The sequence below is a fragment of the Asanoa hainanensis genome (assembly GCF_900188485.1).
In the GTDB taxonomy this organism is placed as follows: domain Bacteria; phylum Actinomycetota; class Actinomycetes; order Mycobacteriales; family Micromonosporaceae; genus Asanoa; species Asanoa hainanensis.
This window is the reverse complement of record NZ_FZPH01000003.1, coordinates 417,779-441,035: the sequence shown is the minus strand read 5'-3', so window position 1 is coordinate 441,035 and position 23,257 is coordinate 417,779. Positions and strand designations below refer to the sequence as shown.

Genomic DNA, 23,257 nt, shown 5'->3' with positions numbered 1-23,257 from the left:
CCGCCTCGGAGGTGCTAGCGGGCGCTCAGCGTGGTACTGGCCCCCAATCACACTACGTCCTGCCGGCCAGTACCGCATCCGACCGACAACCCTGCCCCGCCCCTGGTGGCGCGCGTCGCAAGGCCGCGCCACGGGCGCCGGGACTGTGGGATCGTCGGAGCGTGCCGGACAACCGGATGGCCCCCGGAGCGGACGGCCCGCTGGCCGCCTTGATCGACGCCGCCGTGGCGGTGTTGGCGGAGCGACTGGAGTGCTCACCGGGAGAGGCGAGAGAACGGTTGCAGGGGCTCGCCGACCGCTCCGGCGTGCCCGTGGCCGAGGCCGCCTCGGCGATCCTCGACAGTGCGCGCCCCAGCTCGCCGGCGCCCTTCGAGGAGGTGCGCCGGATGGCCAGCGCCGCTGCCGCCGACGCGGCCGCGATGGCCGCCCGGGCGCTGGCCGCGCCGGGCCAGGAACCCCTGGCCGATCTCGCCGGCACGCTCCAGCGGCGGCTGGCGCACGACGTGGGCGCCGACGCGGTCGCCGTGTACGCGGTCGAGCCGGACTCCTCCCTGCAGCTCGTGGGCGCGGCCGGGGTGCCGCCGGCGGTGGTCGACGCCTGGAGCCGGGTGCCGGCGCACCCGCCGACCGAGGCCGGCTACGTCGCGCGTACGGGGGAACCGCTCTTCCTGCCCGATCGCACCGCGACGCCGCCGCACTACCTGCTGGTCGGCGGGCCAGGTGCGGAGTGGCCGTCGCGGGCGGTGGTGCCGGTCGGCGAGACGGGCGCCGTCGCCGTCGTCGTCGCGTTCTTCGTCAAGCAGCAGACGTTCCCGGCCGCCGTCCGCGACACGGTGAGCACGGTGGTGGGCGAGGTCACCGGCGAGATCGCCAGGCGGCTGCGGGCCCACCCGCACCAGGCCGGCTGGATCACCGACGCGCAGTCGATGCTCGACGCGCTGCCCGGTGCGGTCGGTGTCTCCGTGCCGATCCGCGACGCGGCTGGCGAGATCGTCGACTGGGTGCTGGTCGCGGCCAGCCCGGAGGCCACCGACGTGACCGGGCTGCGCGGGCGGGAGCTGGTCGGCAGCAGCACGGCCACCCGCTACCCGAGCATCGTCGGCACCGAGCTGTGGCACTCGCTGGCCCAGGTGCTCGACTCCGGCCGGCCGCGCGAGATCGGTCCGTTCACGTACACCCCGCAGACCGCGGGTGTCGAGACCGCGGTGTTCACCGTGCGGATCTCCCGGTTCGGTGGCGGCGTGCTGCTCACCTGGACCCGGCTCGACGAGGAGCGCCGGCTGGCCGCCCGGATCGCGCAGACCGAACGGCTCGGCCGGCTCGGCTACGGCGAGTGGGACCTGGGCACGGGCAGCGTCTACTGGTCCGAAGGCCTCTACTCGATCTTCCGCCACGACCCCGAGAGCGGCCCGCCGAGCCTGGAGGAGGCGGCCGGCGAGCTGCACCCGCAGGACGCGCCACGGATCGCGCCGCAGCTCGCCCGGGTCTTCGAGCACGGCCAGTCGGCCGACCTGAACTACCGCATCCTGGTCCGCGGCGAGGTCCGCTACCTGCGCGCCCGGTTCGAGACCATCCGCGACCGGACGGGCCGGGTGCTCAAGGTCTACGGCATCGTGCAGGACGTGACGGCGAACGAGGCCGCCGCCCGCGACCGGGCCCGGCTGGTCGACGTGGAGGCCGAGCTCGCCGAGCGGCTGCGCAGCCAGCAGACCGAGCACCGGCTGGTCGTCGCGTTGCAGCAGATCATCCTGCCGATCCCGACCGGCGTGCTGCACCTGCCGGGCCTGGACGTCGCCGTCCGCTACCTGCCGGCCGAGGTGGTCAGCCGGGTCGGCGGCGACTGGTACGACGTGGTCGAGCTGCCCGACGGCCGCAGCCTGCTCGCGGTTGGCGACGTCGCCGGGCACGGCATCGCCGCCGCGGCCACGATGGCCCGGCTGCGCCACTCGGTCGCCGCGCTGGCCGTGACCAGCACGGAGCCCGGTGAGCTGCTGGCGTACCTCAACCGGATCGTGCACGACGACGCCAGTGAACCCACGGCGACCGTCGTGGTGGCACACTTCGATCCGCAGACCCGGGAGCTCACCTGGGCCCAGGCCGGCCACCCGCCGCCGATCCTGGTCTCGGGCGACGGCAGCGCCGCGGCGCTCACCCGGCCACCTGGGATGATCGTCGGGGCCCGACCCGACAGCAGGTACGAGACCGTCACGACGACGCTGGCCGAAGGGGACACGGTGCTGCTCTACACCGACGGCCTGATCGAGCGCCGGGACGGCTACGACAGCGACTGGCTGGGCCCGCTGCTGCGCGGCGTGACCGGCACCGGCCATCTGCCGGTCGACGAGCTGATCGGCCGGCTCCAGCCGGCCAACCCCGGTGACGACACCTGCGTCGTCGCGCTCCGGCTGCGACCCGCGTGACGGCGCCGGCCAGCGCCGGTGGGCTGCAGACGCCGCTGTGGCGGGCGATCGTGGTCTTCCGGTTCGCCTCGTTGGCCTGGGCGCTGGCGCTGATCGCCGGCAACGTCCGCGACTACGCGCACCCGCTGGCGGTGATCCCGGTCGCCGTCGTGATGATCGGCTGGACGATCGCCGCGAGCTGGTTGTTCGCCCGGCCCGAGCGGCGCCGCTGGGGGCTGCTGAACGCCGACCTCGTGGTGACCGCCGCGGTGGTGCTCTCCGCGGACCTGGTGATCGGCCGGGACGCGCTCGGCAACGGCACCCCGGGTCTGGCCGTCGCCTGGCTGGCCGCGCCGGTGCTGGCGTGGGCGGTCGCCGGCGGCCGGCGGCTTGGCGTGGTGGCCGCGCTGCTGCTCGGCGCGGCCGACCTGGTGATCCGACCGCAGCTCAACCAGGCGTCGTTGACCGGCACCAGCCTGATGCTGCTGGCCGCCCTCGGGGTCGGGCACGTCACCCGGCTGGCCGCGATCGCCGAGGCACGGTTGCAGCGGGCGGTGGAGCTCGAGGCGGCCACCCGCGAGCGGGAGCGGTTGGCCCGGGACATCCACGACTCCGTGCTCCAGGTGCTCGCGCTGGTCCGTCGGCGCGGTGCCAGCCTCGACGGTGAAGCCCGCGAGCTGGCCCGGCTGGCGGGGGAGCAGGAGGCCGCGCTGCGCCGGCTGATCGCGACCGGTGCGCCGCCACCGTCCGCCAGCGGCGCCGTCGACCTGGGCGCGCTCGTCACCGCGTACGCCAGCGACCTGGTCTCGGTGGCCACACCCGCGACGGCCGTGCCGCTGCCCTCGGCGGTCGCGGCGCAGATCGCAGCCGCCGTCGGCGCGGCGCTCGACAACGCCGCCCGGCACGCGGGCCCGGACGCCGGCGTCTTCGTGCTCGTCGAGGACGAGCCGGACGCCGTGACGGTGACCGTGCGCGACGACGGCACCGGGATCGAGCCTGGCCGGCTCGCGGCCGCGGAGCGGGAGGGCCGGCTCGGTGTCGCGCAGGCGATCCGCGGCCGGATCACCGACCTCGGCGGGACCGTGCGGATCCACTCGGCTCCGGGGCAGGGCACCGAAATCGAGATGGTGGTTCCTAAGGTGTCCGTATGAGCGAGCGGATCCGGGTGATGGTGGTCGACGACCATCCGATGTGGCGCACGGGGGTCGCCCGCGATCTCGCGGAGGCCGGCTACGACGTGGTGGCGACGACCGGGGAAGGGCGCCAGGCGATCCGGATCGCGGGCGCGACCCGACCCGACGTGGTCGTGCTCGACCTCCAGCTGCCCGACATCTCCGGCGTCGAGGTGGTCCAGGGTCTGCGCGCGGCGCTGCCGGACGTGCGCGTGCTGATGCTGTCGGCCAGTGGCGAGCAGCAGAGCGTGCTCGACGCGGTGAAGGCGGGCGCGGCCGGCTACCTGCTCAAGTCGGCGGCGCCGGACGAGTTCCTGGCCGCGGTCGCGCGTACCGCCGCCGGGGAAGCGGTCTTCACGCCCGGGCTCGCCGGGCTGGTGCTGGGCGAGTACCGGCGGCTGGCGGCGGCGCCGGACCCGGGACCGCCGGCCCTGACCGAGCGCGAGACCGAGGTCCTGCGGCTGGTCGCCAAGGGACTGTCCTACAAGCAGATCGCCGAGCGGCTGGGCGTCTCGCACCGCACCGTGCAGAACCACGTGCAGAACACCCTGGGCAAACTGCAACTGCACAACCGGGTGGAGCTCACGCGGTACGCCATCGAGCAGGGGCTTGACTGACCCTTACTCGTACGGCGGTTCCTCGGTCTCGTGCATCGCCAGCTCCTCGGCGGTGGCGCCGCCGCCCGCCGCGCCGGCGTCCTCGGCGATCGAGTCGCCCTCGTCGTCGAAGAGCGCGCCCTCGGGCTCCTCCTCGCCGGCGAGCTGGTTGGGGTCGACCAGGCGCCCTATGGGTGCGCCACCGCCGTCGAGCTCGAGCCCGTCGGTGTCGTAGAGCGAGACCTCGGAGTCCGGGTCGCCGGTCGGGCCGTCGTCCAGCACGTCGGCGTCGAGCTGCGACTGGGCCGTCGGGGTGCCCAGGTCCTCCTCGTCGCGGATCTGCGGGTCGGCCGGCGTGGCCAGCGGGTCGTCGACATCCTCGGGGAGGTTCTCCCGGGCCAGCTTGTAGTCGAGCGACTCACCCTGCTCAGCTTCCTCACCGGTGGTGCCGAAGCGGTCCACCGCGAGTGGTGAGTCGACGGGCAGCGCGGCCGGGTCCGGCCCTTGGATCTCCCGCTCCGACTCGACGTCGTCGTACGCGGTGGAGTCGTCGTCGGCGGTGCCGGGCAGGCCTTCGGCCTCCGGGTCCGACCAGGGCTCTGGGTACTCGTCTTCGCGGCGCATACGGCGGTTCTACCCCTCTTCGGCCAGGACAACCGGGGGTGTCCCGATGTGATAGATGCCTCGGAGCAAGCATTCCGCTTTGTTTTTCATTGCTCCGTTCGCGCGCACCGACGTATGGTCACGTTGAGGGGACGGCCGTACTACAGCGGCGGTCTCCGGGGGTGCTCAACACGCGGGCATCAGCCAGCACATTCCAAACCGGTGCCGACTCTCTCCCGCCCCACCAGGGTGGTAGTGAGGCGAACGAGGAGGCTGCGCGATGACCCTCCAAAGCGGCATGCCCGCTTCTGGTGAACTGGACCTGCCGGCTCTCGACGCGGTCGCAATGTCTTATGCCCACCGTTCGGGAGATGATGCGCGGCGGGAGGCACGGGAACGGCTGGTCCGTTCCGCGATGCCGTTCGCCGGCCGCCTGGCGCGGCGCTACCGGGGCCGCGGTGAACCGATGGACGACCTGGAACAGGTGGCGCGGTTGGGGCTGCTGAAGGCAGTCGACCGCTTCGACCCTGAACGTGGGGCATTCACGGGTTTCGCCGCGGCGACCATCATCGGCGAGCTTCGCCGGCATTTCCGCGACCGCACCTGGGGCGTCCACGTCCCGCGGCGGATGCAGGAGCTCAGCATCGAGGTCAACCGGGCGTCCACCGAGATGACCGCCAAGCTGCGCCGCTCGCCGACGGTCCCCGAACTGGCCGAGCGCCTGCGGGTCGACGAGGAAGATGTGCTGGCGGCGCTGGAGACGGCGGCCGCGTACACGCCGCTGTCGTTGAACATGCCGGCCAGAGCCGAGAGCGAGGCGGAGCTGGGCGACCTGATCGGCGGCGCCGACGTGGGCCTGGAGGCGGTCGACGACCGGCTGACGGTCGCGAGCCTGCTGTGCCGGCTACCGGAACGCGAGCGGCGGATCCTGGCGCTGCGCTTCTACGGCAACAAGACGCAGACGGAGATCGCGACCGAGCTCGGCATCTCCCAGATGCACGTGTCGCGCCTGCTGTCGCGCGCTCTCACCTGGCTGCGCGAGGCGATGCTCAGCGACGCACCCAAGCAGTGGCAGGCCGGCATGGGCCCGGGCGACCACCACGAGATCACGGTCACCCGGCGCGACAAGGGCGGCCTGGTCCGCCTGGACGTGACCGGCGAGGTCGACCGAGACACCGCCGACCCACTGCGCGCGGCGTTGCTGGAAGCCGTCGACCTGGTGGCGGACCGCCCGCGGCCACGCGAGGTCGCGGTCAGCCTGGCCGGCGTGCCGATCATCGACGCGGCCGGGGTCTCGGCCCTGCTGGCGGGTCTGGAAGCGGCCCGCGCGGCCGGCGTCCGGCTGCGCATCGGCGACATGCAGGTCTACGTGCGCCGCACGCTACGCGTAGCCGGCCTAACCCCGATCATGGCCGCCCCGCACGACTGAGGCGCTTCATTCGTCGTCGTCGGGGGCGACGACTGACCAGACGACCTTGCCGTCGGGTAGGTCGCTGACGCCCCAGCGTAGGGCTACCGCTTCGATCAGCAGGAGGCCTCGGCCGCCGTAGGCGGTGGTCGGGACCGGGCCGCCGTAGACCGGTAGGGCCGGCGACCAGTCGCGGACCGACAGGTGCAGGGTGTCGCCGTCCGTGCCGCGGCCGACCAGGACCGTCATCGCGGTCTGGGCATGTGCGACCACGTTGTTGACGAGCTCCGTGACGACGATGCAGGCCGGCCCGGCGACCTCCGGTAGCTCCCAGCGGGCGCACGCCTCCGTGACCAGCTCGCGGGCGCGTCGGGCGGCGCCCGGCACCGGGTCGAGGCCGGCGCGGAGCAAGGTCTCCGTGGAGAAGCCGGCCGCGCGCCGGTCGCCGTCGGCCAGCCGGAAGCCCACGCCCCGCCACGGGTCGGCGACCGCCGGCGGCACGCTGATCACCGGTTGGCCGGCGGGCCAGTCGGCCGTCTCCCGGGCCACTTCGCCGAAGGTCGACAGCACGGTCGGGTCGTCGATCCGCAGGCCGGTCACCTCGATCACCGCCGGCGTGCGGTCGGCGACGACGGACAGCAGGGCACCCCGCAACGCCTCGGCCGACCGCTGGTCGAGCACGCCCTGGAGCTGGACGACCGCATACGGATCGTCGTCGGCCACCAGAAAATGCACGTCGGTCGGCATGATCGCTCCATTGTGCATGTCGGGGACGTCCGTTCGTGCCCGCCCGCGCGCCTTGTCACCATCGTCGGGCCCGGGCGTTGCGGCGGGTGACGGCGGCGATCGTGCCCGCGGCGGTGCCGGCGGCTAGGCCGAGCATGGCGGACACGCGAAACGTCGTGCCGCGCCGGGCCTCGGCCGCCAACGGGGACGGCCGCCAGGTGAAGCGCAGCAGTGCGGCGGCGCCACCGGCGTACGCCTCGCGGCGTGGCCGGTTCAGCAGCCGCACGATGGTGTGGGCCGCCACCTCCGGCGGCTGGACCGGTGGTGGCGGCGCGATGCGCCGGCCGGCGGCGTACCGGCGGACCGGTGCGGCGGTGCCGGCCGGCAGGACCGTGCAGATGGCGATCCCGCGCTCGCCGGTCACCCGCAGTTCCTGGCGGACGGTGTCGGCGAGCCCGCGGACGCCCTGCTTCGCGGCGTTGTAGATCGACTGGTACGGCATCGCGATGGCGGCCAGCGCTGACGCGTTGTTGACCAGGACCCCGCCGCCGGACGCGCGCAGGTGCGGCAGTGCGGCGCGCATCCCGTACGCGGCGCCGAGCAGGTTGACCTCGATGACCCGGCGGAGTTGCGCGAGCGGGATCTCCTCGAAGAGTCCGACCGCCCCGGTGGTCGCGTTGTTGACCCAGGCGTCGAGCCGCCCGAAGATCGCGACGGCGGACTCCGCCAGGTGGGTCACGGCGGTCGGGTCGGTCACGTCGGTGGGCAGCACGGCCGTTCGGCCGCCGAACGCCCGGCAGCGTTCGGCGACCGCGTCCAGCGCGGCCTCACCCCGGGCGGCCAGCACCACCGTGCCGCCGTTGCGCGCCACCTCCAGCGCCGTCGCCGCGCCGGTGCCGCTTGATGCACCGGTGATCACGACCACCGCTTGGGCGAGCGGGCGGGACAGCGCCATACACGTCCGTTACCCCATAGTGGGCGGCATCATGCGAACTGGTTGCCGTCCGGTTCGCACCGCCGCGGTGGCTATCGCCCGCGGGGTCCGGTACCGGGTGGCGGACCCGCCGGCATCGGCCGGGCCACCACCGTGCGCGCGGCGTCGGCCGCCACGTGCCGGGCGGCCAGGGCCCGGGCCTTGAGGGCGCGGGGGCCGGCGGTCAGGGCGCGCGGGCCAGGCTCGGCGGTCGCGTGGTGGTGCTGCGGCTCGGCGTACCGGGTCAGCCCGATCACCGCGGCCAGGGTGATGAAGAAGCCGAGGGCGGCCACCCACTCGCGGCCGGGGTGGATCTTGTCGCCGAGGAACAGCAGGCCGATCGCGGCGGCGGGGACCGCGCCGGCGGCGTCCATCGAGGCGACCGCCGCGGTCGTCGAGCCACGCTGCATGGCCAGGCCGAGCAGCAGCTGGCCGAGCAGGGAGGCGCCGATCAGCACGTACAGCAGCGGGCTGGAGACGAACTCACCGATGGTGTGGCTGGAGGCCAACGGGCGGCCGGCGACGGCGGCGGCGGAGAACGCCATGCCCGCCAGCGAGCCGAGGGCGACCGAGCCGGGTGCGCCGTGCATCTTGGCCGCGAAGACACCGATCACCGCGATGAGGGCGAGCCAGATCAGCAGCGCGACCAGGCCGCCGGAGCCGATCGAGTGTGCTGGGGCCGGCTTGGCCGAGATGACCAGGGCGAAGAGGCCGCCGAAGAGCAGGGCGAGCAGGCCCACCTCGGCCTTCGGCAGCTTCCACCGCAGGATCAGCACGCCGCACAGGGCGGTGACGCCGAGGCCCGCGGACGCGGCTGCCTGCACCAGGAACAGCGGCAGGTCGCGCCGGGCGACGAAGGCCAGCAGGAAGCCGAAGATCTGGAAGGTGAGGCCGTACAGGTAGATGCGGTGGCTCGCCAGCCGGACCAGGAGCTTGGGGTTGCACGACGTGTGCAGCTTGGTCCGTGTTGCCGCGACCGATTGGAGGAGGTTGGCGACTCCATAGGCGATGATCATCGCCGCGAGGAAGCCCCAACTGGTGGACAGCACCCGCGCACAGTAACGGAGGTTTCTGCGGATCCGCTGGGCGACCGGCCGAACTCGCTAACCTGCGACTACACCGTGTGTTGCGATCAAAACCACAGGTCAGATATCGGCTTATGAAATGCGACACACCGTCAGCTCAAGCGGGTAAGCACCTCTTCGTGAATTTTTCCGTTCGTGGCCACGGCGCTCCCACCTGACGGACCCGGCTGCCCGCTCAGGTCGGTGAAGCTGCCACCGGCCTCGGTGACGATCGGGATCAGGGCGGCCACGTCCCAGAGCGAGAGCTCCGGCTCGACCATCACGTCGACGGCACCCTCCGCCAGGAGCATGTAGCCGTAGAAGTCGCCGTACGCCCGGCTGCGCCAACTCTGCCGGATCAGGTCCAGCATCGGCTCCAGCCGGCCGGTCTCCTCCCACCCCGGCAGGCTCGAGTAGCAGAAGCTCGCGTCACTGATCCGGCGTACACCGGAAACCCGGATGGGGGTCGCGGCGGCGGTGTGCCGGCCGGCGAACGCGCCGTGGCCGAGGGCGGCCCACCACCGGCGGCCCAGCGCCGGAGCGGAGACCAGGCCGACCACGGGCTGGTCGCCCTCCATCAGCGCGATCAGCGTCGCCCAGATCGGCACGCCACGGATGTAGTTCTTGGTGCCGTCGATCGGGTCGATCACCCACTGCCGCTGGCCGGGCCCGGCGGGCGCCTGGGTCGCGCCGTACTCCTCGCCGAGCACCCCGTCCCGCGGCCGGGTGCGGCCGAGGGTGGCCCGCAGCGCGCGTTCCACGGCCTGGTCGGCGTCCGAGACCGGCGTCAGGTCGGGCTTGGACTCGACCTTCAGATCGAGCGCCCGGAACCGGTCCATCGAGATCTTGTCCGCGGTGTCGGCGAGAACGTGGGCGAGCGAAAGGTCATCGGCATACCGGGGGGCCATGAACGGACACGCTACTGGTTTTCGGTGTCTTCTCCGGCGCGGGAGGCGAGCAGGCGGCGGTACGAGGCGAGCCGGCGCGGGTCGGCGTTGCCGGCCGTGACCCAGGCGTCGAGCGCGCAGTCGATGTCGTTGGGAGTGTGCTCGCAGTTCGGCGGGCATTCGACCGTGCCCTCGACCAGGTCCGGGAAGCCGTGCAGCAGGCTGTCCGCGGAGACATGGGCCAGACCGAAGCTGCGTACGCCAGGCGTGTCGATGATCCAGGCGTCGTCGCCGGGCAGCCGCAGCGCCACCGCGCTGGTCGAGGTGTGCCGGCCGCGGCCGATCGCGCTGACCACGCCCACCGCCCGGTCGGCGTCCGGCACGAGCCGGTTGACGAGCGTCGACTTGCCCACGCCCGAGTGGCCGACCATGACCGACACCTGCCCGGCCAGCCGCTCGTGCACCTCGGCCAGGTCGGAGTCGGGGCGCACCAGCACGTGCGGCAGGTCCAGCTCCGCGTAGTAGTCGAGCACCTCCGCCGGGCCGGCCAGGTCGGCCTTGGTGAGGCAGAGCAGCGGCTCGATGTCGGCGTCGTACGCGGCGACCAGGCAGCGGTCGATGAAGCCGGTGCGCGGCGGCGGGTCGGACAGCGAGCTGACGATGACGAGCTGGTCGGCGTTGGCCACGACGACCCGTTCCAGGCGCCCTTCCGGCGTGCTGTCGTCGTCGTCCGCGGTGCGGCGCAGCACCGAGGTGCGCTCCGCGATCCGGACGATGCGAGCCAGGGCTCCGTCGGCGCCCGACGTGTCGCCGACCAGCGAGACCCGGTCGCCGACGACCACGGACTTGCGGCCGAGCTCGCGGGCGCGCATCGCGGTGACGGCCGCGGTGCCTAGCTGGATGCCGTAGCGGCCCCGGTCGACGGCGAAGACGAAACCCTCGACCGCGTCGTCGTGCTTCGGCCGGGTCCGGGTACGCGGGCGCGAGGAGCGCCCGGGGCGCACCCGCACGTCGTCCTCGTCGTACTCCCGTCGCTTGCCCGCCAGTGCCTTCTCCCTACTTGCCGGTGACCATCGCTGACCATAGTGCCGGGAAGTCGGGCATGGTCTTCGAGGTACACGCCACGTCGTCGAGCTCGACGCCCGGCACCACGAGACCGACCACGGCACCGGCGTGCGCCATCCGGTGGTCGTCGTAGGTGTGGAACACCCCGCCCCGCAACGGCCGGGGCGTGATCTCCAGGTCGTCGGCGGTGTCGGTGACGGAGGCGCCGAGCGCGCTCAGCTCGCGAGCCAGCGCGGTCAGCCGGTCGGTCTCGTGGCCGCGGATGTGGCCGATGCCGCGCAGCCGCGACGGCGAGTCGGCCAGCGCGCCCAGCGCGGCCAGCACCGGGGTCATCTCGCCCACCTCGGACAGGTCGGCGTCGAGGCCGTGCACCACACCGGTGCCCCGCACGGTCAGCCCGTCGGTGCCGAGGGTGACCTCGCCGCCCATCTGGCCCAGCAGCGCGCGCAGCCGCTCGACCGGCTGGGCGCTGCTGCGCGGCCAGCCGAGCAGGGTCACGGAGCCGCCGGTGACCAGGGCGGCGGCGAAGAACGGCATGGCGCCGGACAGGTCGGGCTCGATCGTCCAGCCGCGCCCGGACAGCTTGCCGGGCTCGACCGACCAGACGTCCCGGACCGAGTCGTCGATGCCGGCGCCCGCGGCGCGCAGCATCTGCACGGTCATCCGGACGTGCGGCGCCGACGGCATCGCCGGGCCGACGTGCCGCACCACGACACCCCGGTCGAAGTCGGGCGCGGCCAGCAGCAGGCCGGAGACGAGCTGGCTGGAGGCCGACGCGTCGAGCACCACCTCGCCGCCGGTGACCCGGCCGGTGCCCCGGACGGTCAGCGGCAGGCCACCGCTGGGCGCGGTGTCGATGCTGACGCCGAGGGAGCGCAGGGCGTCGAGCAGCGGGCGCAGCGGGCGTTGCCGGACCGACGGGTCGCCGTCGAAGGTGACCGGACCCTGCGCCAGCCCGGCGATCGCCGGCATGAACCGCAGCACCGTGCCGGCCTGGCCGACGTCGACGTGGGCGGGACCCTGCAGCGTGCCGGGCCGGACCACCCACCGCTCGTCGTCGACCGTCGAGACGCTGACGCCCATCGCGCGCAGGCCGCCGGCCATCATCTCGGTGTCGCGGGCCCGCAGCGGGCGGGCCAACGTCGACGGGCCGACCCCGATCGCACTGAGCACCAGCGCCCGGGCGGTCATCGACTTGGAGCCGGGCAGCTGGACGGTCGCGGCGACCGGCTCGGCGGCGGTCGGCGGGGTCCACGGCACGTGCGCGGGGTTGGCCACGTACTCCAGTCTGACCTGCCCCGGGCCCGAATCGCGATCGACATTCGGCGCTCCCGCGTGCCGGGACGGTTTGCGCTAGCGTGACGGTCATGTGCGGGCGGTACGCGACCACGAAGGACGCGCCTGACCTCAGCGCGCTCTTCGAGGCGTTCGACGACACCCGCGACGGTCTGGTGACCGACTACAACGTCGCGCCGACCGACCCGGTGCCCATCGTCCGGATGTCCGCCCGGCTGGGCGGCCGGACCCTCTCGGTGGCCCGCTGGGGGTTGGTGCCGAGCTGGGCGGGCGACACCAAGGGCGCCGCCCGCATGATCAACGCGCGGGCGGAGACGGTCGCCACCACCCCGGCGTACGCGCGTGCGTTCGCCGGCCGCCGCTGCCTGGTCCCGGCCGACGGCTGGTACGAGTGGGTGCGCCAACCGGGCGGCGGCAAGCAGGCCTATTTCATGACGGCCCCGGAGCCCGTGGTGTTCGGCGGCCTCTGGGCCGCCTGGGGCGACCAGAAGCTGCTCACGTCCAGCATCGTGACCATGCCGGCGCTGGGCGACCTGGCGCTCGTGCACAACCGGATGCCGCTCGTGCTCGCACCCGACCGGTGGGAGGCGTGGCTGGCCGGTGGCGGCGACGCGGCCGACCTGCTGGCCCCGCCGAGCGACGCGACGCTGGCCGGCATCGAGGTCCGCCCGGTCGGTGCCGGCGTCGGCGATGTCCGCAACGACGGCCCCGGTCTGGTCGCCCGCGTGGCGGCTCCGGCATTGGCCGCACCGCGCGATGAACCGGTCGAACTCACGCTCTTTTGATCATCGATTTACTCCGGTTGATTTTTCCGTTTATCTCAACCTTGTGTTGATTTCTTGCAGCCGACTTTCCGCAGGTTCGTTGCAAACTCTTGTATCCGCCGTCACGAGTGCGATAGAACACAGCGCCGGCAATGGGTGCCTTCTCGCACCGGGCGACGACACCCATTGGTCCTTGATCTTCCGCTGCTGCGCAGCCGAAGCCGGCCCCACGGGGGAGGTGGGTTGTTGATGACACGGGCGCGAATGCCACGCCCGCATGAGGTCGCTGCCGCACGTCGTGATCCGCGACTGCTGCGCGCCTCGGCCGAACGACAGCTCGACGAGGCCTGGCGCACGCGTGGTTTGTGCCAGACCGTCGATCCGGAGACGTTCTTTCCCGCGCCGAGCGAGCCGGCCGACACCGCGATCGCGTTGTGCCGCACCTGCGACGTGCAGGGCGCGTGCCTGGCGTGGGCGCTCGAGGTCGGCGACTGCCACGGCGTCTGGGGCGGCACGACACCGCGCGAGCGGCGGGCGATGCTGGTCGCCTGGCGAGGTCAGCTGACTCGGGGCACCGAGACGATCGACTCGGGGCCACCGATGCGCGACCTTTCGCTCGAACTGGTGCCGGTCAGCTGACCTGAGCCTCCTGGCCAGCACAATGGGGCCATGGGGGTCACACAGATCGCGACACCACACGGTCCGGCCGTCACCGAGACCGACGAGGCCACCGGGCGGCCGGCGGCACTGCTCGTGCTCGGGCACGGCGCCGGTGGGGGCGTCGATGCGCCTGACCTGATGGCGGTCCGCCGCGCCGCGCTGGCCGCCGGCGTCACCGTGGTCCGGGTGACCCAGCCCTACCGGGTCGCCGGGCGGCGGGCGCCGGCTCCGGCGGCGCAGCTCGACGCCGCCTGGTCGGCGGTGGTGCACGAGATCGTCAAGGGCTACCCCGATCCGCCGCCGCTGGTGGTCGGGGGTCGGTCCAGTGGCGCCCGGGTGGCCTGCCGCACGTCGGTCGCGCTCGGCGCGGCCGGCATCGTGTGCCTGGCGTTCCCGCTGCATCCGCCGGGCCGACCCGAGAAGTCCCGGGCCGGCGAGCTGCTCACCGGCGTGCCGACCCTGGTCGTCAACGGCGACCGTGACCCGTTCGGGGTGCCCGAGCCGACGCCCGGTGTCGAGGTGGCGGTCCGCCCCGGCCAGCGCCATGACCTGCGGGGCGATCCGCGCGGCCTGGGGCAGCTGGTGGTGGAGTGGCTGCGGGGCAAGGGTTGGGCCAATCCGTAACCCGTCGCGTGAGTGACTCGTTGCGCTTAGTGAGCCAGGCATGCCCTGGGGACTCCCTCCACGAGTCCGCGGACCCCCCGGTCCGCATCAACCTCCCAGGCCCACCTCGCCTCGGGGACGCGGCAAAGTGTCTCCGGGGCGAGTGGGTTGAATCCGGGGAATTCGCAGGTGCCCGCCCTTGTTACAGCCGTCGTACGTGATCAGACGGCAAGGGGGCTTCACCCAGTGCGAGCAGCTACGCGGGACAACCGCGAGACTGGCCGGTTCCGGGCGCTTTTGTCCGCACCCGAATGGCCGGCGAGCGACGTTACTCACGGCCTGATCCGGGGCAACCAACCTGCAACTGAGTCTGGCGGGAGCGCGCGACGCGTATCCTCGGCGGAACAGTTGAGGAGGGACGTGCGCTTGACGCAGCCGGAGAAGACCCGAACCGAGGAGCCGACCGACGAGCGGCGGGCCCGGTTCGAGCGGGACGCGCTGCCTTTCGTCGACCAGCTCTACGCCGCGGCGCTGCGGATGACCCGCAACCCCGCCGACGCCGAGGACCTGGTCCAGGAGACGTTCCTCAAGGCCTACGCCGCCTTCCACCAGTTCGAGGAAGGCACCAACCTCAAGGCGTGGCTCTACCGGATCCTCACCAACACCTACATCAACTCGTACCGCCGGCGGCAGCGCCAGCCCGTCCAGGCACCGACCGAGGAGATCACCGACTGGCAGCTCGCCAGCGCGGAGTCGCACACCTCGAGCGGCCTGCGCTCGGCGGAGACCGAGGCGCTCGACCGGCTGCCCGACAGCGACGTGAAGAACGCCCTGCAGCAGCTGCCGGAGGAGTTCCGGCTGGCCGTCTACCTGGCTGATGTCGAAGGTTTCTCGTACAAGGAGATCGCCGACATCATGAACACGCCCATCGGTACGGTCATGTCGCGACTTCACCGCGGTCGGCGGAACCTGCGCAACCTGCTGGAGCGCTACGCTGCGGATCGAGGTTTCACCCGCACTCCTTCGGGTGATGCCGCCGCTGCCCGCCAGGAGGTGTGAGGAACCGTGAGTTGCGGTAACCCCCACGAGACCGACTGCAGCGAAGTGCTCGAAGAGGTCTACCTCTATCTCGACCTCGAGTGCGCCGACTCGCGCCGCGAACTGATCCGCGAGCACCTCGACGAGTGCTCGCCCTGCCTGGCCGAATACGGCATCGAGCAGGAGGTCAAGGCGCTGGTCGCCCGCTGCTGCGGCAACGAGACCGCACCGACCGAGCTCCTGGCCCGCCTGCGCGGCAAGCTCTCGGAGCTTCGTACCGACGTCTAAAAGCTCGTCGCCGGCCCTGCTTGGGCCGGCGACGTTGTCTTTCAGCTGTTTGGGCGCTTGCCGTGGTTGGCGGCGCTCTTCTTACGTGCCTTCTTCTTGCGGCTCTTCTTCGCCATGTCGACCTCCGTCCCTCAAGTGACCCGACGATCGTAGTCGGCCCGCCAGGCAGCCACCGACGCCCGGCGCATGGTTGGATGCTGACGCGGCACGGCGAGGTGTCGCGGATGCCGGGTAGGGAGGACCACGCGATGTCTGACGAGATCCGTGCCGAGATGGTGGCCAATGTGTGGAAGGTCGTCGCGGCCGCGGGCGACACGGTCGCCGAGGGCGACACGCTGGTCATCCTCGAGTCGATGAAGATGGAGATCCCGGTGATCGCCGAGTCCGGCGGGACCCTGGCGCAGCTCGCCGTCAACGAGGGCGACGTCGTCCAGGAGGGCGACCTGATCGCCGTCATCGAATGACGGTACGGATCCGACCCGCGACGCCGGCCGACTTCCCGGCGATCGCCCGGTTCACCGTCGACGCCTACCGCGAAGACGGCCAGCTCGCCGGCGACCACGGTTACGACAAGAAGCTGGCCGACGTGGAGACCCGCGCCGAGGCCGGGGTGCTGCTGGTCGCCGTCGAGGACGACCAGGTGCTCGGCTCGGTCACCTTCGTGCTGCCCGGCACCGCGTACGCGGAGATCTCCGGCCCCGGCGAGGCGGAGTTCCGGATGCTCGCCGTCGACCCCGCCGCCCAGGGCCGCGGCGCCGGCGAGGCGCTCGTGCGGGCCTGCCTGGAGCGGGCCGGCGAGCTCGGCTGCGCGGCGGTCGTGATCTGCGTGCGCAGCTTCTCCGAGCCGGCCAAGCGGCTCTACGCCCGGCTCGGCTTCGCCCGCGTGCCCGAGCGCGACTGGTCGCCCTTCCCGGGCGTCGAGCTCGAAGCGCTCCGGCTGCCGCTCACGGGCTGATCCGCGGCCGCCACAGGTCTTCGGCGACGTCGAGGGCCACCCGCTTGCGCTCCTCGATCGGGAGCTCCTGCCGTATCGCGAACCAGCTCCCGTGCACCGCGAACAGGGCCAGCGCCGCGCGTAGCTGCTCGGTCGGGTCGTCGACATCGTCGGCCATCAGGGACGCCACCCGCAGCATCCGGTCGCGCATCCCCATGCCCGCCGACATGGTCTTGACGACCGTCTGGTTCTGCTCGAAGAACCGCATCACGGACGGGTGATTGCTGGCGAAGAACTCGTCGGCGTAACGGGCGAGCAGCTCCTGCCGCCGCTCCAGCCCCGGCGGCTGCGACTCGGCCCATTCGATGATCTCGTCGAGCCGGGCCAGCCGGTCCTCCGAGAAGCTCGAGACGATCTCGTCCTTGCTCTTGAAGTGGTAGTAGAGGGCGGCTTTGGTCACGCCGAGCCGCTCGGCGATCTCCCGGAGCGAGGTCTTCTCGTACCCGTTCTCCGTGAAGAGCTCGAGCGCGACGGCCTGGATCCGGCCTCGCGTGCTCTCGACCACCCTTGGCTCCTTCAATTGACTTGACGACCGGTTAGTTGGCAGCTTACCGTGCGGCTAGTAAGGAAGACTAGCCGGGCGGCAAGTAAGTCCCATCACGCTGGGGGGCGTACCCAATGACCACCGTCGCGCCACAAACCATCGCGCCACAGAAGATCCGCGGCATCCTCGCCGGTCTGATGATCGCGATGATGCTCGCGATGCTCGACAACATGATCGTCAGCACGGCGTTGCCGCGCATCGTCAGCGAGTTCGGCGGCATCGACCATTTCACCTGGGTCGTCACCGCCTACGTGCTCGGCACGACCGTCTCGACGCCGATCTGGGGCAAGCTCGGCGACCTCTACGGACGCAAATCGATTTTCCTGACGTCGATCATTATCTTCCTGATCGGCTCGGCACTGTGCGGAATGGCCGGCTCCGCGATGTTCGGCGGCCCCGGCGACGGCATGATCGAGCTCATCGCGTTCCGGGCCGTGCAGGGCCTCGGTGCCGGTGGCCTGATGGTCGGCGTCATGGCGATCATCGGTGACCTGGTGCCGCCCCGTGAGCGTGGCCGCTACCAGGGCATGATCGCCGGCATCATGGCGATCGCGATGGTCGCGGGCCCGCTGGTCGGCGGCTTCATCACCGACAACCTGTCGTGGCGCTGGGCGTTCTACGTCAACCTGCCGCTCGGTGGCCTGGCCCTGCTGGTCCTGGCCACCCGGATGCACCTGCCGCGCTACCGCACCGAGCACCGGATCGACTACCTCGGCGCCGCGTTGCTCTCCGTCGGCATCACCGCGCTCGTGCTGATCACCACCTGGGGCGGCAACGAGTACGACTGGATGTCGCCGCAGATCCTCGGCCTCGGCGCGCTGACCGTGGTGGCGCTGGTGGCGTTCGGGTTCGTCGAGCGCCGCGCACCGGAGCCGATCCTGCCGCTGCACCTGTTCGCCAACCGCAACTTCGCCCTGATCTCCGCGGTCGGCTTCCTGCTCGGCTTCGCGATGTTCGGCGCGATGAACTTCCTGCCGCTGTTCCAGCAGACCGTCCAGGGTGCCTCGGCGACCAACAGCGGCCTGCTGCTGTTGCCACTGATGTTCGGCATGCTGGTCGTCTCCGTGATCACCGGCCGGGTCATCACCAAGACCGGCCGTTACCGGATCTTCCCGATCCTCGGCGGCGTGGCGCTGCTCGGCGGGATGGGCCTGCTGGCCACGATCAACGCCGAGACCACGAAGACGGTGCTCGCGCTTTACATGGTCGTGCTCGGCGTCGGCATGGGCTTCCTGATGCAGACCTCGATGCTGATCGCCCAGAACAGCGTCGAGCAGAAGGACCTCGGCGCCGGCAGTGGCGCCGCGACGTTCTTTCGCTCCATCGGCGGCTCGATCGGCATCGCCCTCTTCGGCGCGCTCTTCGTGCACCACCTGGCGAAGTCGCCGGCCGGCGCGGCCCTGGCGGGCGACGGCGGGGGCGCGGGCGTCAACCCGACCGCCCTCCAGAACCTCCCCGCGCAGATCCGCGACGGCGTGATGGGCGGCCTGGCCGACTCGATCGCGTACGTGTTCGTCTGGGCGGCGGTGATCGTGATCCTGGTGCCGATCCTGGCCTGGTTCGTCAAGGAGATCCCGCTGCGCGGCTCCGGTCCTGACGACAAGAAGGAAACCCCGGCGGACGACGCCGAGGTGGCGCTGGCCAAGGCCGAAGCCATCGCCGATTGACCCTGCTGCCTCACCCGAACGCCCCCGGAGCGATCCGGGGGCGTTCGTGCGTCCGCCTGTCGGCTGCTGATCGGAACGTTGCGATAAACCGGAGTTTCGTGCAGAATCGAGCAGGGATCGCGCAGGGGAGGCACACATGGGTACGCCGGGCGCAGGGATGGCCGCGGACATCGCCGAGCAGCCGGGGGTCTACGCCGGGCTGCTGGAGCCGGCGCACGCCGACCCGATCGCCGCTGTCGCGGCCGCGATCGTGGAGCGGCGGCCGAGGCACGTCGTGTTCACCGCGCGCGGCACGTCCGACCACGCGGCCCTCTACGGCGCCTACCTCACCGAGATCCGGCTCGGGCTGCCCGCCGGGTTGGCCTCGCCGAGCGCGGTCACGGTCTTCGGCGCGCGTCCCGACCTGTCCGACGCGCTGGTCGTCGGGGTGAGCCAGAGCGGCGGCTCGCCCGACCTGACCGAGGTGGTCCGGGTGGCCCGGGAGTCCGGCGCGCTCACCCTCGCGATCACCAACAACCCCGACTCGGCCCTGGCCGGCGCCGCGGAGCTGCACATCGACGTGGCCGCCGGGCACGAGCGGGCGGTCGCGGCCACCAAGACCTACACCGCCGAGCTGCTCGCCCTGCTGCTGCTGGTCGAGGGCATCCGCGGCGGCTCGGGTTCCGTGCCGGCCGACGAAATGCGTACCCTCGCCTCGCTCCCGGGCCTGGCCGAGACGGCGCTGGCCGACCCGACGGCGGCCGACCTGGCGCCGCGCTACCGGTTCGCGGCCCGGCTGGTCACCACCGGCCGCGGCTACGCCTACCCGACCGCCCGCGAGGCCGCGCTCAAGCTGATGGAGACCTCCTACCTGCCGGCCCTGTCGTTCTCGGGCGCCGACCTGCTGCACGGCCCGCTCGCCCTGGCCGACCCCGACGTCCCGGTGCTCGCGGTCGTCGGCGCCGGCCCCGGGGGCGCCGCGATGCGAGAGGTGCTCACCCGCCTCGACGAGCGCCGCGCCGACGTCGTGACCGTGGGCCCGGCCGACGTGCCCGGCGCCACCGCCCGGCTCGCGGTCCCCGAGGTCGACGAGCGCCTCGCCCCGCTGCTCGACATCCTCCCGCTGCAACGCCTGGCCCTGGCCCTGGCCCTGGCCCGCGGCGAGAACCCCGACGCACCGCGCGGCCTGGCCAAAGTGACGTCGACGCTCTGACCCGTGGCACCCTTGCAGGCGTGTCCACCCTGCGTGATCTAGTCGAAGAGCACACCGCCCTGCGGCGGGGTGATATCGATCATCTGCACCGGATCGCCGGTGAGTGGCAGTTGCTCTCCGATCTGTCCTTCGCCGACCTGCTGCTGTGGGTGCCGGTCGACGACGAGGGTGGGTTCCTCTGCGTGGCCCAGGTGCGGCCGACCACGGCGCCCACGGCCTACCAGGACGACCAGGTCGGCCGGATCGTCGGCGGTCCCGAGGTCGCCCACCTCGACATCGCCTATCGCGAGGGCCGGATCTGGCGGGAGGGCGATCCGGTCTGGTACGGCGACACCCCGGCCCGGCACGAGGCGATCCCGGTGCGGCTGCGCTCGGCCGACGGGGAGAGCGGCGAGGTGATCGCGGTCGTCGGCCGGGACACCAACCTGTCCACCGCGCGCACCCCGAGCCAGCTCGAGCTCAACTACCTGACCACCGCCGACGACCTGGCCCAGATGACGTCCGACGGCACGTTCCCGCCGCGCCGGCACCCGGGTGAGACCACCTCGGCGCCGCGGGTCGGTGACGGGCTGGTCCGGCTCGATGCCGGCGGCAAGGTGACTTTCGCGAGCCCGAACGCGCAGTCCGCGTACCGCCGGCTGGGTTTCGCCGCCCATCTCGTCGGCGAGGACCTGTCCGTCCTGATCAAGCGCCTGGCCGACGACCCGCTGGAGGGCACCGACGCGGCCAACCGGGTGCTGGCCTCGCTGCGCGGTGAGGCGCCGGCCCGCAAGGAGGTCGACGCCCGCGGCGCGACCGTGCTGCACCGGGCGTTGCCGCTGATGCCCGCCGGGGTGCCGATCGGGTCGTTGGTGCTGGTTCGGGACATCACCGAGGTACGCCGGCGGGACCGTGCCCTGATCACCAAGGACGCGACCATCCGGGAGATTCACCACCGGGTCAAGAACAACCTCCAGACGGTCGCGGCCCTGCTGCGCCTGCAGGCGCGTCGGGTCGGCATTCCGGCGGCCCGGGCGGCGCTGGAGGAGTCCGTGCGCCGGGTCGCGTCGATCGCGCTGGTGCACGAGACGCTGTCGATGTCGAGCGACGAGGCCGTCGAGTTCGACGGCATCGTCGACAAGGTGGCCGGCGCCGCCACCGAGGTGGCCAGCACGGAGGTTTCGATCCGGATGCGGCGCGAGGGCGCGTTCGGGGTGCTGCCCGCGGAGCTCGCCACGTCGCTCGTGATGGTGCTCAACGAGCTCCTGCTGAACGCGGCCGAGCACGGCTTCGACGGCGAGGGGGAGCGGGCGGCCGAGCCCGAGGTAGTGGTCGCGGTGCACCGGTTCCGCAAGCAGCTGCACGTCACGGTCGCCGACAACGGGCGCGGGCTGCCGGCGGACTTCGACCCTGACAAGGGCGGCCGGCTCGGCCTGCAGATCGTCAAGGCGCTGGCGACCGGCGAGCTGCGCGGCTCGATCGAGCTGCGCAACCGGGCCGAGGGCGGCACCGAGGCGGTCCTGGTCGTCCCGCTCGGCAAGGCCCGGGCGGGCGACGCGTAAGCCATAGGTCGTAGGTCGTCAGCGGCGGGTGAGTAGGGCGACCGTCAGGCCGGGCTCGGGCCAGACCTGGCGGGTCGTGTAGGCCGCCCGCAGAGCCGCGCCCCTCTCGCCCGGCACCGCCGCCAGCGGGTCGCGCTCTTTGCCGTCGGACAGCAGCCACAGCCGGTCGGCGCCGGCCTGGGCCAGGCAGGCGGCCGGGTCGGCGCACTCCGTCGCGCGCAACTCTCCCCGTTCCACCGCCGTCCGTGCGACCAGCACGTCCCGCGGTGCCGAACCGCCCATCCCGCGGGCCACCGCCACGTCGAGCATCCGCCAGCCCGCTCGCGGCTCGTAGATGATGCCGTCGCCGGGCTCGGCGTTCGCCCGGATCACCGCCACGGCCGCCGGGTAGTCGACCGGTGCTGAGCGCGGCCACTCGTGGGTGCGGCGCAACCCCAGTTGGGCGGGTGCGCCCAGCGCGGCGATCACCACGACGAGCGCGAGCGCGTAGGCCGGCGCGATCCGGCGCAGCGCACCGGCGGCCAGCACGCAGAGCAGCGACACCGTGAAGAGCAGATAGCGCGGCACCCAGAACGGGGCGAGCTGGGCCGCGGTGAACAGGAGCAGCGCCGGCAGTGCCACCGACAGAGCCAGCACCGTCGGCCACCGCCCGCCGGTTACCGCCCAGCCGAGGCCGGCCAGCACGACCAGCGCGCCGCCGACCGCCTGGGCCTGTAGGACGCTGCCGGGCAGGCCGATCAGGTCGCCGGGTCCCGGGGTGGGCACCCAGCCGAGCTGCAGGCCCTGCTGGCCCCGGCCGAGCCAGACCAGTGGGAGCAGCAGCAGGCCGACCCCGCCGACGGCGGCCGCGAAGCCGATCGCCGCTCGCCGGGCACCGATCACCGCCGCCGCGTGGCCGGCGACCAGCGACAACGCGACCAGGTTGCAGAGGCCCAGGCCCAGCAGGGCCGCCGCGTACGCCACGAAACGCCAACCCGTCGGCCGGCGCACCGCGTCGACCAGCAGCAGCGTGGCCAGGACGGCGAACAGCGCCGCGAACGCGTACCCGCGTGCCTCCTGCCCGTAGCGCGACGTGCTCGGGACGACCGCGAAGAGCAGGCCGGCGAGCAGGCCCGCGCGGGGGCCGAACAGGCGCGTGCCGAGCACGGTGGTGAGTGCGGCGGCCCCGGCCATGGCCAGCAGCGAGGGCAGTCGCAGGGCCACCGCGGAGTCGCCGAAGAGCCGGGTCCAGCCCTGCATGAAGAAGTAGTAGGGGCCGGTGACCGCGTCGATCGTGGCGAGCATGCGCCACAGCTCGCCGGGGGAGCGGCCCGTCGCGCTCCAGGTCGCCAGCTCGTCGCGCCAGAGCGGGGCGCGGCCCAACTGGACGCCGACGATGATCATCGTGAGGGCGGCCGGCGCCCAGGGTCCCGTCAGGAACCGGCGCGGACCCGCGGCCACCGTCGATCGAGCGTGGTCGAGCTGCTGTGTCATTTGCCGGCTCCCCCGATGCGCCGCAAATGCCCCTATTCGCCCGATCAGCCTAACGTGAACCAGGCCACACCGGGGCCCGGCATCTGGGACTGCCTGAGGTATTCGGAGCGTGCTGTGGCAGCATGATGAGCGTGACTGCAACCGCCGACCAGCGCATGGTGATCCTGGGCCTCACGGTCCGTCGCCATGTCGACTACGGCCGGGTTCGCAGCGCCATGTGTCCGGCTCACTGACGACGCCCGACCCACGTCCGGGCGCGTCCGCGCCGGGCTTTCCTGTGTCTTCCTTCCGAAGGCGGCTCGCG

The 23,257-nt window shown here is 72.6% G+C and carries 24 protein-coding genes; 14 read left to right on the top strand and 10 right to left on the bottom strand.

Going from position 1 to position 23,257, the window contains the following annotated elements; genetic code table 11:
* Nucleotides 1-161 precede the first annotated feature (161 nt).
* From CHC05_RS09620 to CHC05_RS09610, 3 genes are read left to right on the top strand one after another with little or no spacing between them, the layout of a single operon-like run.
* Nucleotides 162-2,420 (top strand): GAF domain-containing SpoIIE family protein phosphatase, encoded by a 2,259-nt coding sequence (locus CHC05_RS09620; protein WP_089246912.1) that lies wholly within the window; start codon nucleotides 162-164, stop codon nucleotides 2,418-2,420.
* On the top strand, nucleotides 2,417-3,550 hold the full coding sequence (gene macS / locus CHC05_RS09615) for a MacS family sensor histidine kinase (protein WP_245870737.1): 1,134 nt from the start codon (nucleotides 2,417-2,419) through the stop codon (nucleotides 3,548-3,550). Before CHC05_RS09620 ends, macS begins: the two co-directional genes overlap by 4 nt.
* Nucleotides 3,547-4,188: a response regulator gene (locus CHC05_RS09610; protein WP_089246910.1), complete on the top strand. Its 642-nt coding sequence runs from the start codon at nucleotides 3,547-3,549 to the stop codon at nucleotides 4,186-4,188. Before macS ends, CHC05_RS09610 begins: the two co-directional genes overlap by 4 nt.
* A gap of 3 nt (nucleotides 4,189-4,191) precedes the next feature.
* On the opposite strand, the gene CHC05_RS09605 is transcribed toward CHC05_RS09610, so the two are convergent.
* On the bottom strand, nucleotides 4,192-4,791 hold the full coding sequence (locus CHC05_RS09605; protein WP_089246908.1) for a DUF5709 domain-containing protein: 600 nt from the start codon (nucleotides 4,789-4,791) through the stop codon (nucleotides 4,192-4,194).
* Nucleotides 4,792-5,050: 259 nt separating this feature from the next.
* Between CHC05_RS09605 and CHC05_RS09600 the strand changes: the two genes are divergently transcribed.
* Entirely contained in the window at nucleotides 5,051-6,199 is a 1,149-nt protein-coding gene (locus CHC05_RS09600) for a SigB/SigF/SigG family RNA polymerase sigma factor (protein WP_089246906.1), read from the top strand.
* Between the two features lie 6 nt (nucleotides 6,200-6,205).
* Here CHC05_RS09600 and CHC05_RS09595 read toward each other — a convergent pair whose 3' ends face one another.
* From CHC05_RS09595 to aroA, 6 genes are all read right to left on the bottom strand, one after another.
* A complete protein-coding gene (locus tag CHC05_RS09595) occupies nucleotides 6,206-6,925 on the bottom strand; it encodes an ATP-binding protein (RefSeq protein ID WP_245870736.1) in 720 nt (239 codons plus the stop codon).
* Between the two features lie 55 nt (nucleotides 6,926-6,980).
* Nucleotides 6,981-7,859, bottom strand: coding sequence for an SDR family NAD(P)-dependent oxidoreductase (locus tag CHC05_RS09590; RefSeq protein ID WP_089246902.1), 879 nt, complete (start codon nucleotides 7,857-7,859; stop codon nucleotides 6,981-6,983).
* Nucleotides 7,860-7,930: 71 nt separating this feature from the next.
* Nucleotides 7,931-8,893 carry a hypothetical protein gene (locus CHC05_RS09585; RefSeq protein WP_245870770.1) on the bottom strand — a complete coding sequence of 321 codons (963 nt, stop codon included), beginning with the start codon at nucleotides 8,891-8,893 and terminating at the stop codon, nucleotides 7,931-7,933.
* Between the two features lie 161 nt (nucleotides 8,894-9,054).
* Nucleotides 9,055-9,849 (bottom strand): histidinol-phosphatase, encoded by a 795-nt coding sequence (hisN, locus tag CHC05_RS09580; RefSeq protein WP_089246900.1) that lies wholly within the window; start codon nucleotides 9,847-9,849, stop codon nucleotides 9,055-9,057.
* 11 nt (nucleotides 9,850-9,860) lie between these two features.
* On the bottom strand, nucleotides 9,861-10,874 hold the full coding sequence (gene rsgA, locus CHC05_RS09575) for a ribosome small subunit-dependent GTPase A (RefSeq protein WP_089247503.1): 1,014 nt from the start codon (nucleotides 10,872-10,874) through the stop codon (nucleotides 9,861-9,863).
* Nucleotides 10,875-10,884: 10 nt separating this feature from the next.
* Nucleotides 10,885-12,171, bottom strand: coding sequence for a 3-phosphoshikimate 1-carboxyvinyltransferase (gene aroA, locus CHC05_RS09570; RefSeq protein WP_245870735.1), 1,287 nt, complete (start codon nucleotides 12,169-12,171; stop codon nucleotides 10,885-10,887).
* Nucleotides 12,172-12,260: 89 nt separating this feature from the next.
* On the opposite strand from aroA, the gene CHC05_RS09565 reads away from it, so the two are divergent.
* The 5 genes from CHC05_RS09565 (at nucleotide 12,261) to rsrA (ending at nucleotide 15,542) form a co-directional block, all read left to right on the top strand.
* Nucleotides 12,261-12,974, top strand: coding sequence for an SOS response-associated peptidase (locus tag CHC05_RS09565; protein WP_089247501.1), 714 nt, complete (start codon nucleotides 12,261-12,263; stop codon nucleotides 12,972-12,974).
* 228 nt (nucleotides 12,975-13,202) lie between these two features.
* Nucleotides 13,203-13,592, top strand: coding sequence for a WhiB family transcriptional regulator (locus tag CHC05_RS09560; protein WP_089246896.1), 390 nt, complete (start codon nucleotides 13,203-13,205; stop codon nucleotides 13,590-13,592).
* 30 nt (nucleotides 13,593-13,622) lie between these two features.
* Nucleotides 13,623-14,237: an alpha/beta hydrolase family protein gene (locus CHC05_RS09555; RefSeq protein ID WP_089246894.1), complete on the top strand. Its 615-nt coding sequence runs from the start codon at nucleotides 13,623-13,625 to the stop codon at nucleotides 14,235-14,237.
* 225 nt (nucleotides 14,238-14,462) lie between these two features.
* Nucleotides 14,463-15,275: a sigma-70 family RNA polymerase sigma factor gene (locus CHC05_RS09550; RefSeq protein ID WP_281257658.1), complete on the top strand. Its 813-nt coding sequence runs from the start codon at nucleotides 14,463-14,465 to the stop codon at nucleotides 15,273-15,275.
* Nucleotides 15,276-15,281: 6 nt separating this feature from the next.
* Nucleotides 15,282-15,542, top strand: a complete 261-nt coding sequence (gene rsrA, locus CHC05_RS09545; RefSeq protein WP_089246892.1) for a mycothiol system anti-sigma-R factor — start codon at nucleotides 15,282-15,284, stop codon at nucleotides 15,540-15,542.
* 41 nt (nucleotides 15,543-15,583) lie between these two features.
* Here rsrA and CHC05_RS43395 read toward each other — a convergent pair whose 3' ends face one another.
* Entirely contained in the window at nucleotides 15,584-15,658 is a 75-nt protein-coding gene (locus CHC05_RS43395) for a 50S ribosomal protein bL37 (RefSeq protein ID WP_369814844.1), read from the bottom strand.
* Between the two features lie 132 nt (nucleotides 15,659-15,790).
* Between CHC05_RS43395 and CHC05_RS09540 the strand changes: the two genes are divergently transcribed.
* Nucleotides 15,791-16,006, top strand: a complete 216-nt coding sequence (locus CHC05_RS09540; protein WP_089247499.1) for a biotin/lipoyl-binding carrier protein — start codon at nucleotides 15,791-15,793, stop codon at nucleotides 16,004-16,006.
* The gene (locus CHC05_RS09535) at nucleotides 16,003-16,497 is read left to right on the top strand and encodes a GNAT family N-acetyltransferase (protein ID WP_089246890.1); all 495 of its coding nucleotides are present in this window, start codon (nucleotides 16,003-16,005) and stop codon (nucleotides 16,495-16,497) included. The genes CHC05_RS09540 and CHC05_RS09535 overlap by 4 nt, the downstream gene beginning before the upstream one ends.
* Here CHC05_RS09535 and CHC05_RS09530 read toward each other — a convergent pair.
* Nucleotides 16,487-17,041, bottom strand: coding sequence for a TetR/AcrR family transcriptional regulator (locus tag CHC05_RS09530; RefSeq protein ID WP_089246888.1), 555 nt, complete (start codon nucleotides 17,039-17,041; stop codon nucleotides 16,487-16,489). The genes CHC05_RS09535 and CHC05_RS09530 overlap by 11 nt on opposite strands.
* A gap of 113 nt (nucleotides 17,042-17,154) precedes the next feature.
* Here CHC05_RS09530 and CHC05_RS09525 point away from each other — a divergent pair, with 113 nt between their 5' ends.
* The 3 genes from CHC05_RS09525 to CHC05_RS09515 all read left to right on the top strand — a co-directional run bounded on the left by CHC05_RS09525 (nucleotide 17,155) and on the right by CHC05_RS09515 (nucleotide 21,480).
* Nucleotides 17,155-18,747 (top strand): MDR family MFS transporter, encoded by a 1,593-nt coding sequence (locus CHC05_RS09525; RefSeq protein WP_089246886.1) that lies wholly within the window; start codon nucleotides 17,155-17,157, stop codon nucleotides 18,745-18,747.
* Between the two features lie 157 nt (nucleotides 18,748-18,904).
* Nucleotides 18,905-19,939, top strand: coding sequence for an SIS domain-containing protein (locus CHC05_RS09520; protein WP_089246884.1), 1,035 nt, complete (start codon nucleotides 18,905-18,907; stop codon nucleotides 19,937-19,939).
* 20 nt (nucleotides 19,940-19,959) lie between these two features.
* Nucleotides 19,960-21,480, top strand: coding sequence for a sensor histidine kinase (locus CHC05_RS09515; RefSeq protein WP_089246882.1), 1,521 nt, complete (start codon nucleotides 19,960-19,962; stop codon nucleotides 21,478-21,480).
* A gap of 18 nt (nucleotides 21,481-21,498) precedes the next feature.
* Here the strand turns inward: CHC05_RS09515 and CHC05_RS09510 are convergent, their stop codons facing one another.
* On the bottom strand, nucleotides 21,499-22,863 hold the full coding sequence (locus CHC05_RS09510; protein WP_425426729.1) for a glycosyltransferase family 39 protein: 1,365 nt from the start codon (nucleotides 22,861-22,863) through the stop codon (nucleotides 21,499-21,501).
* Nucleotides 22,864-23,257: the final 394 nt, after the last annotated feature.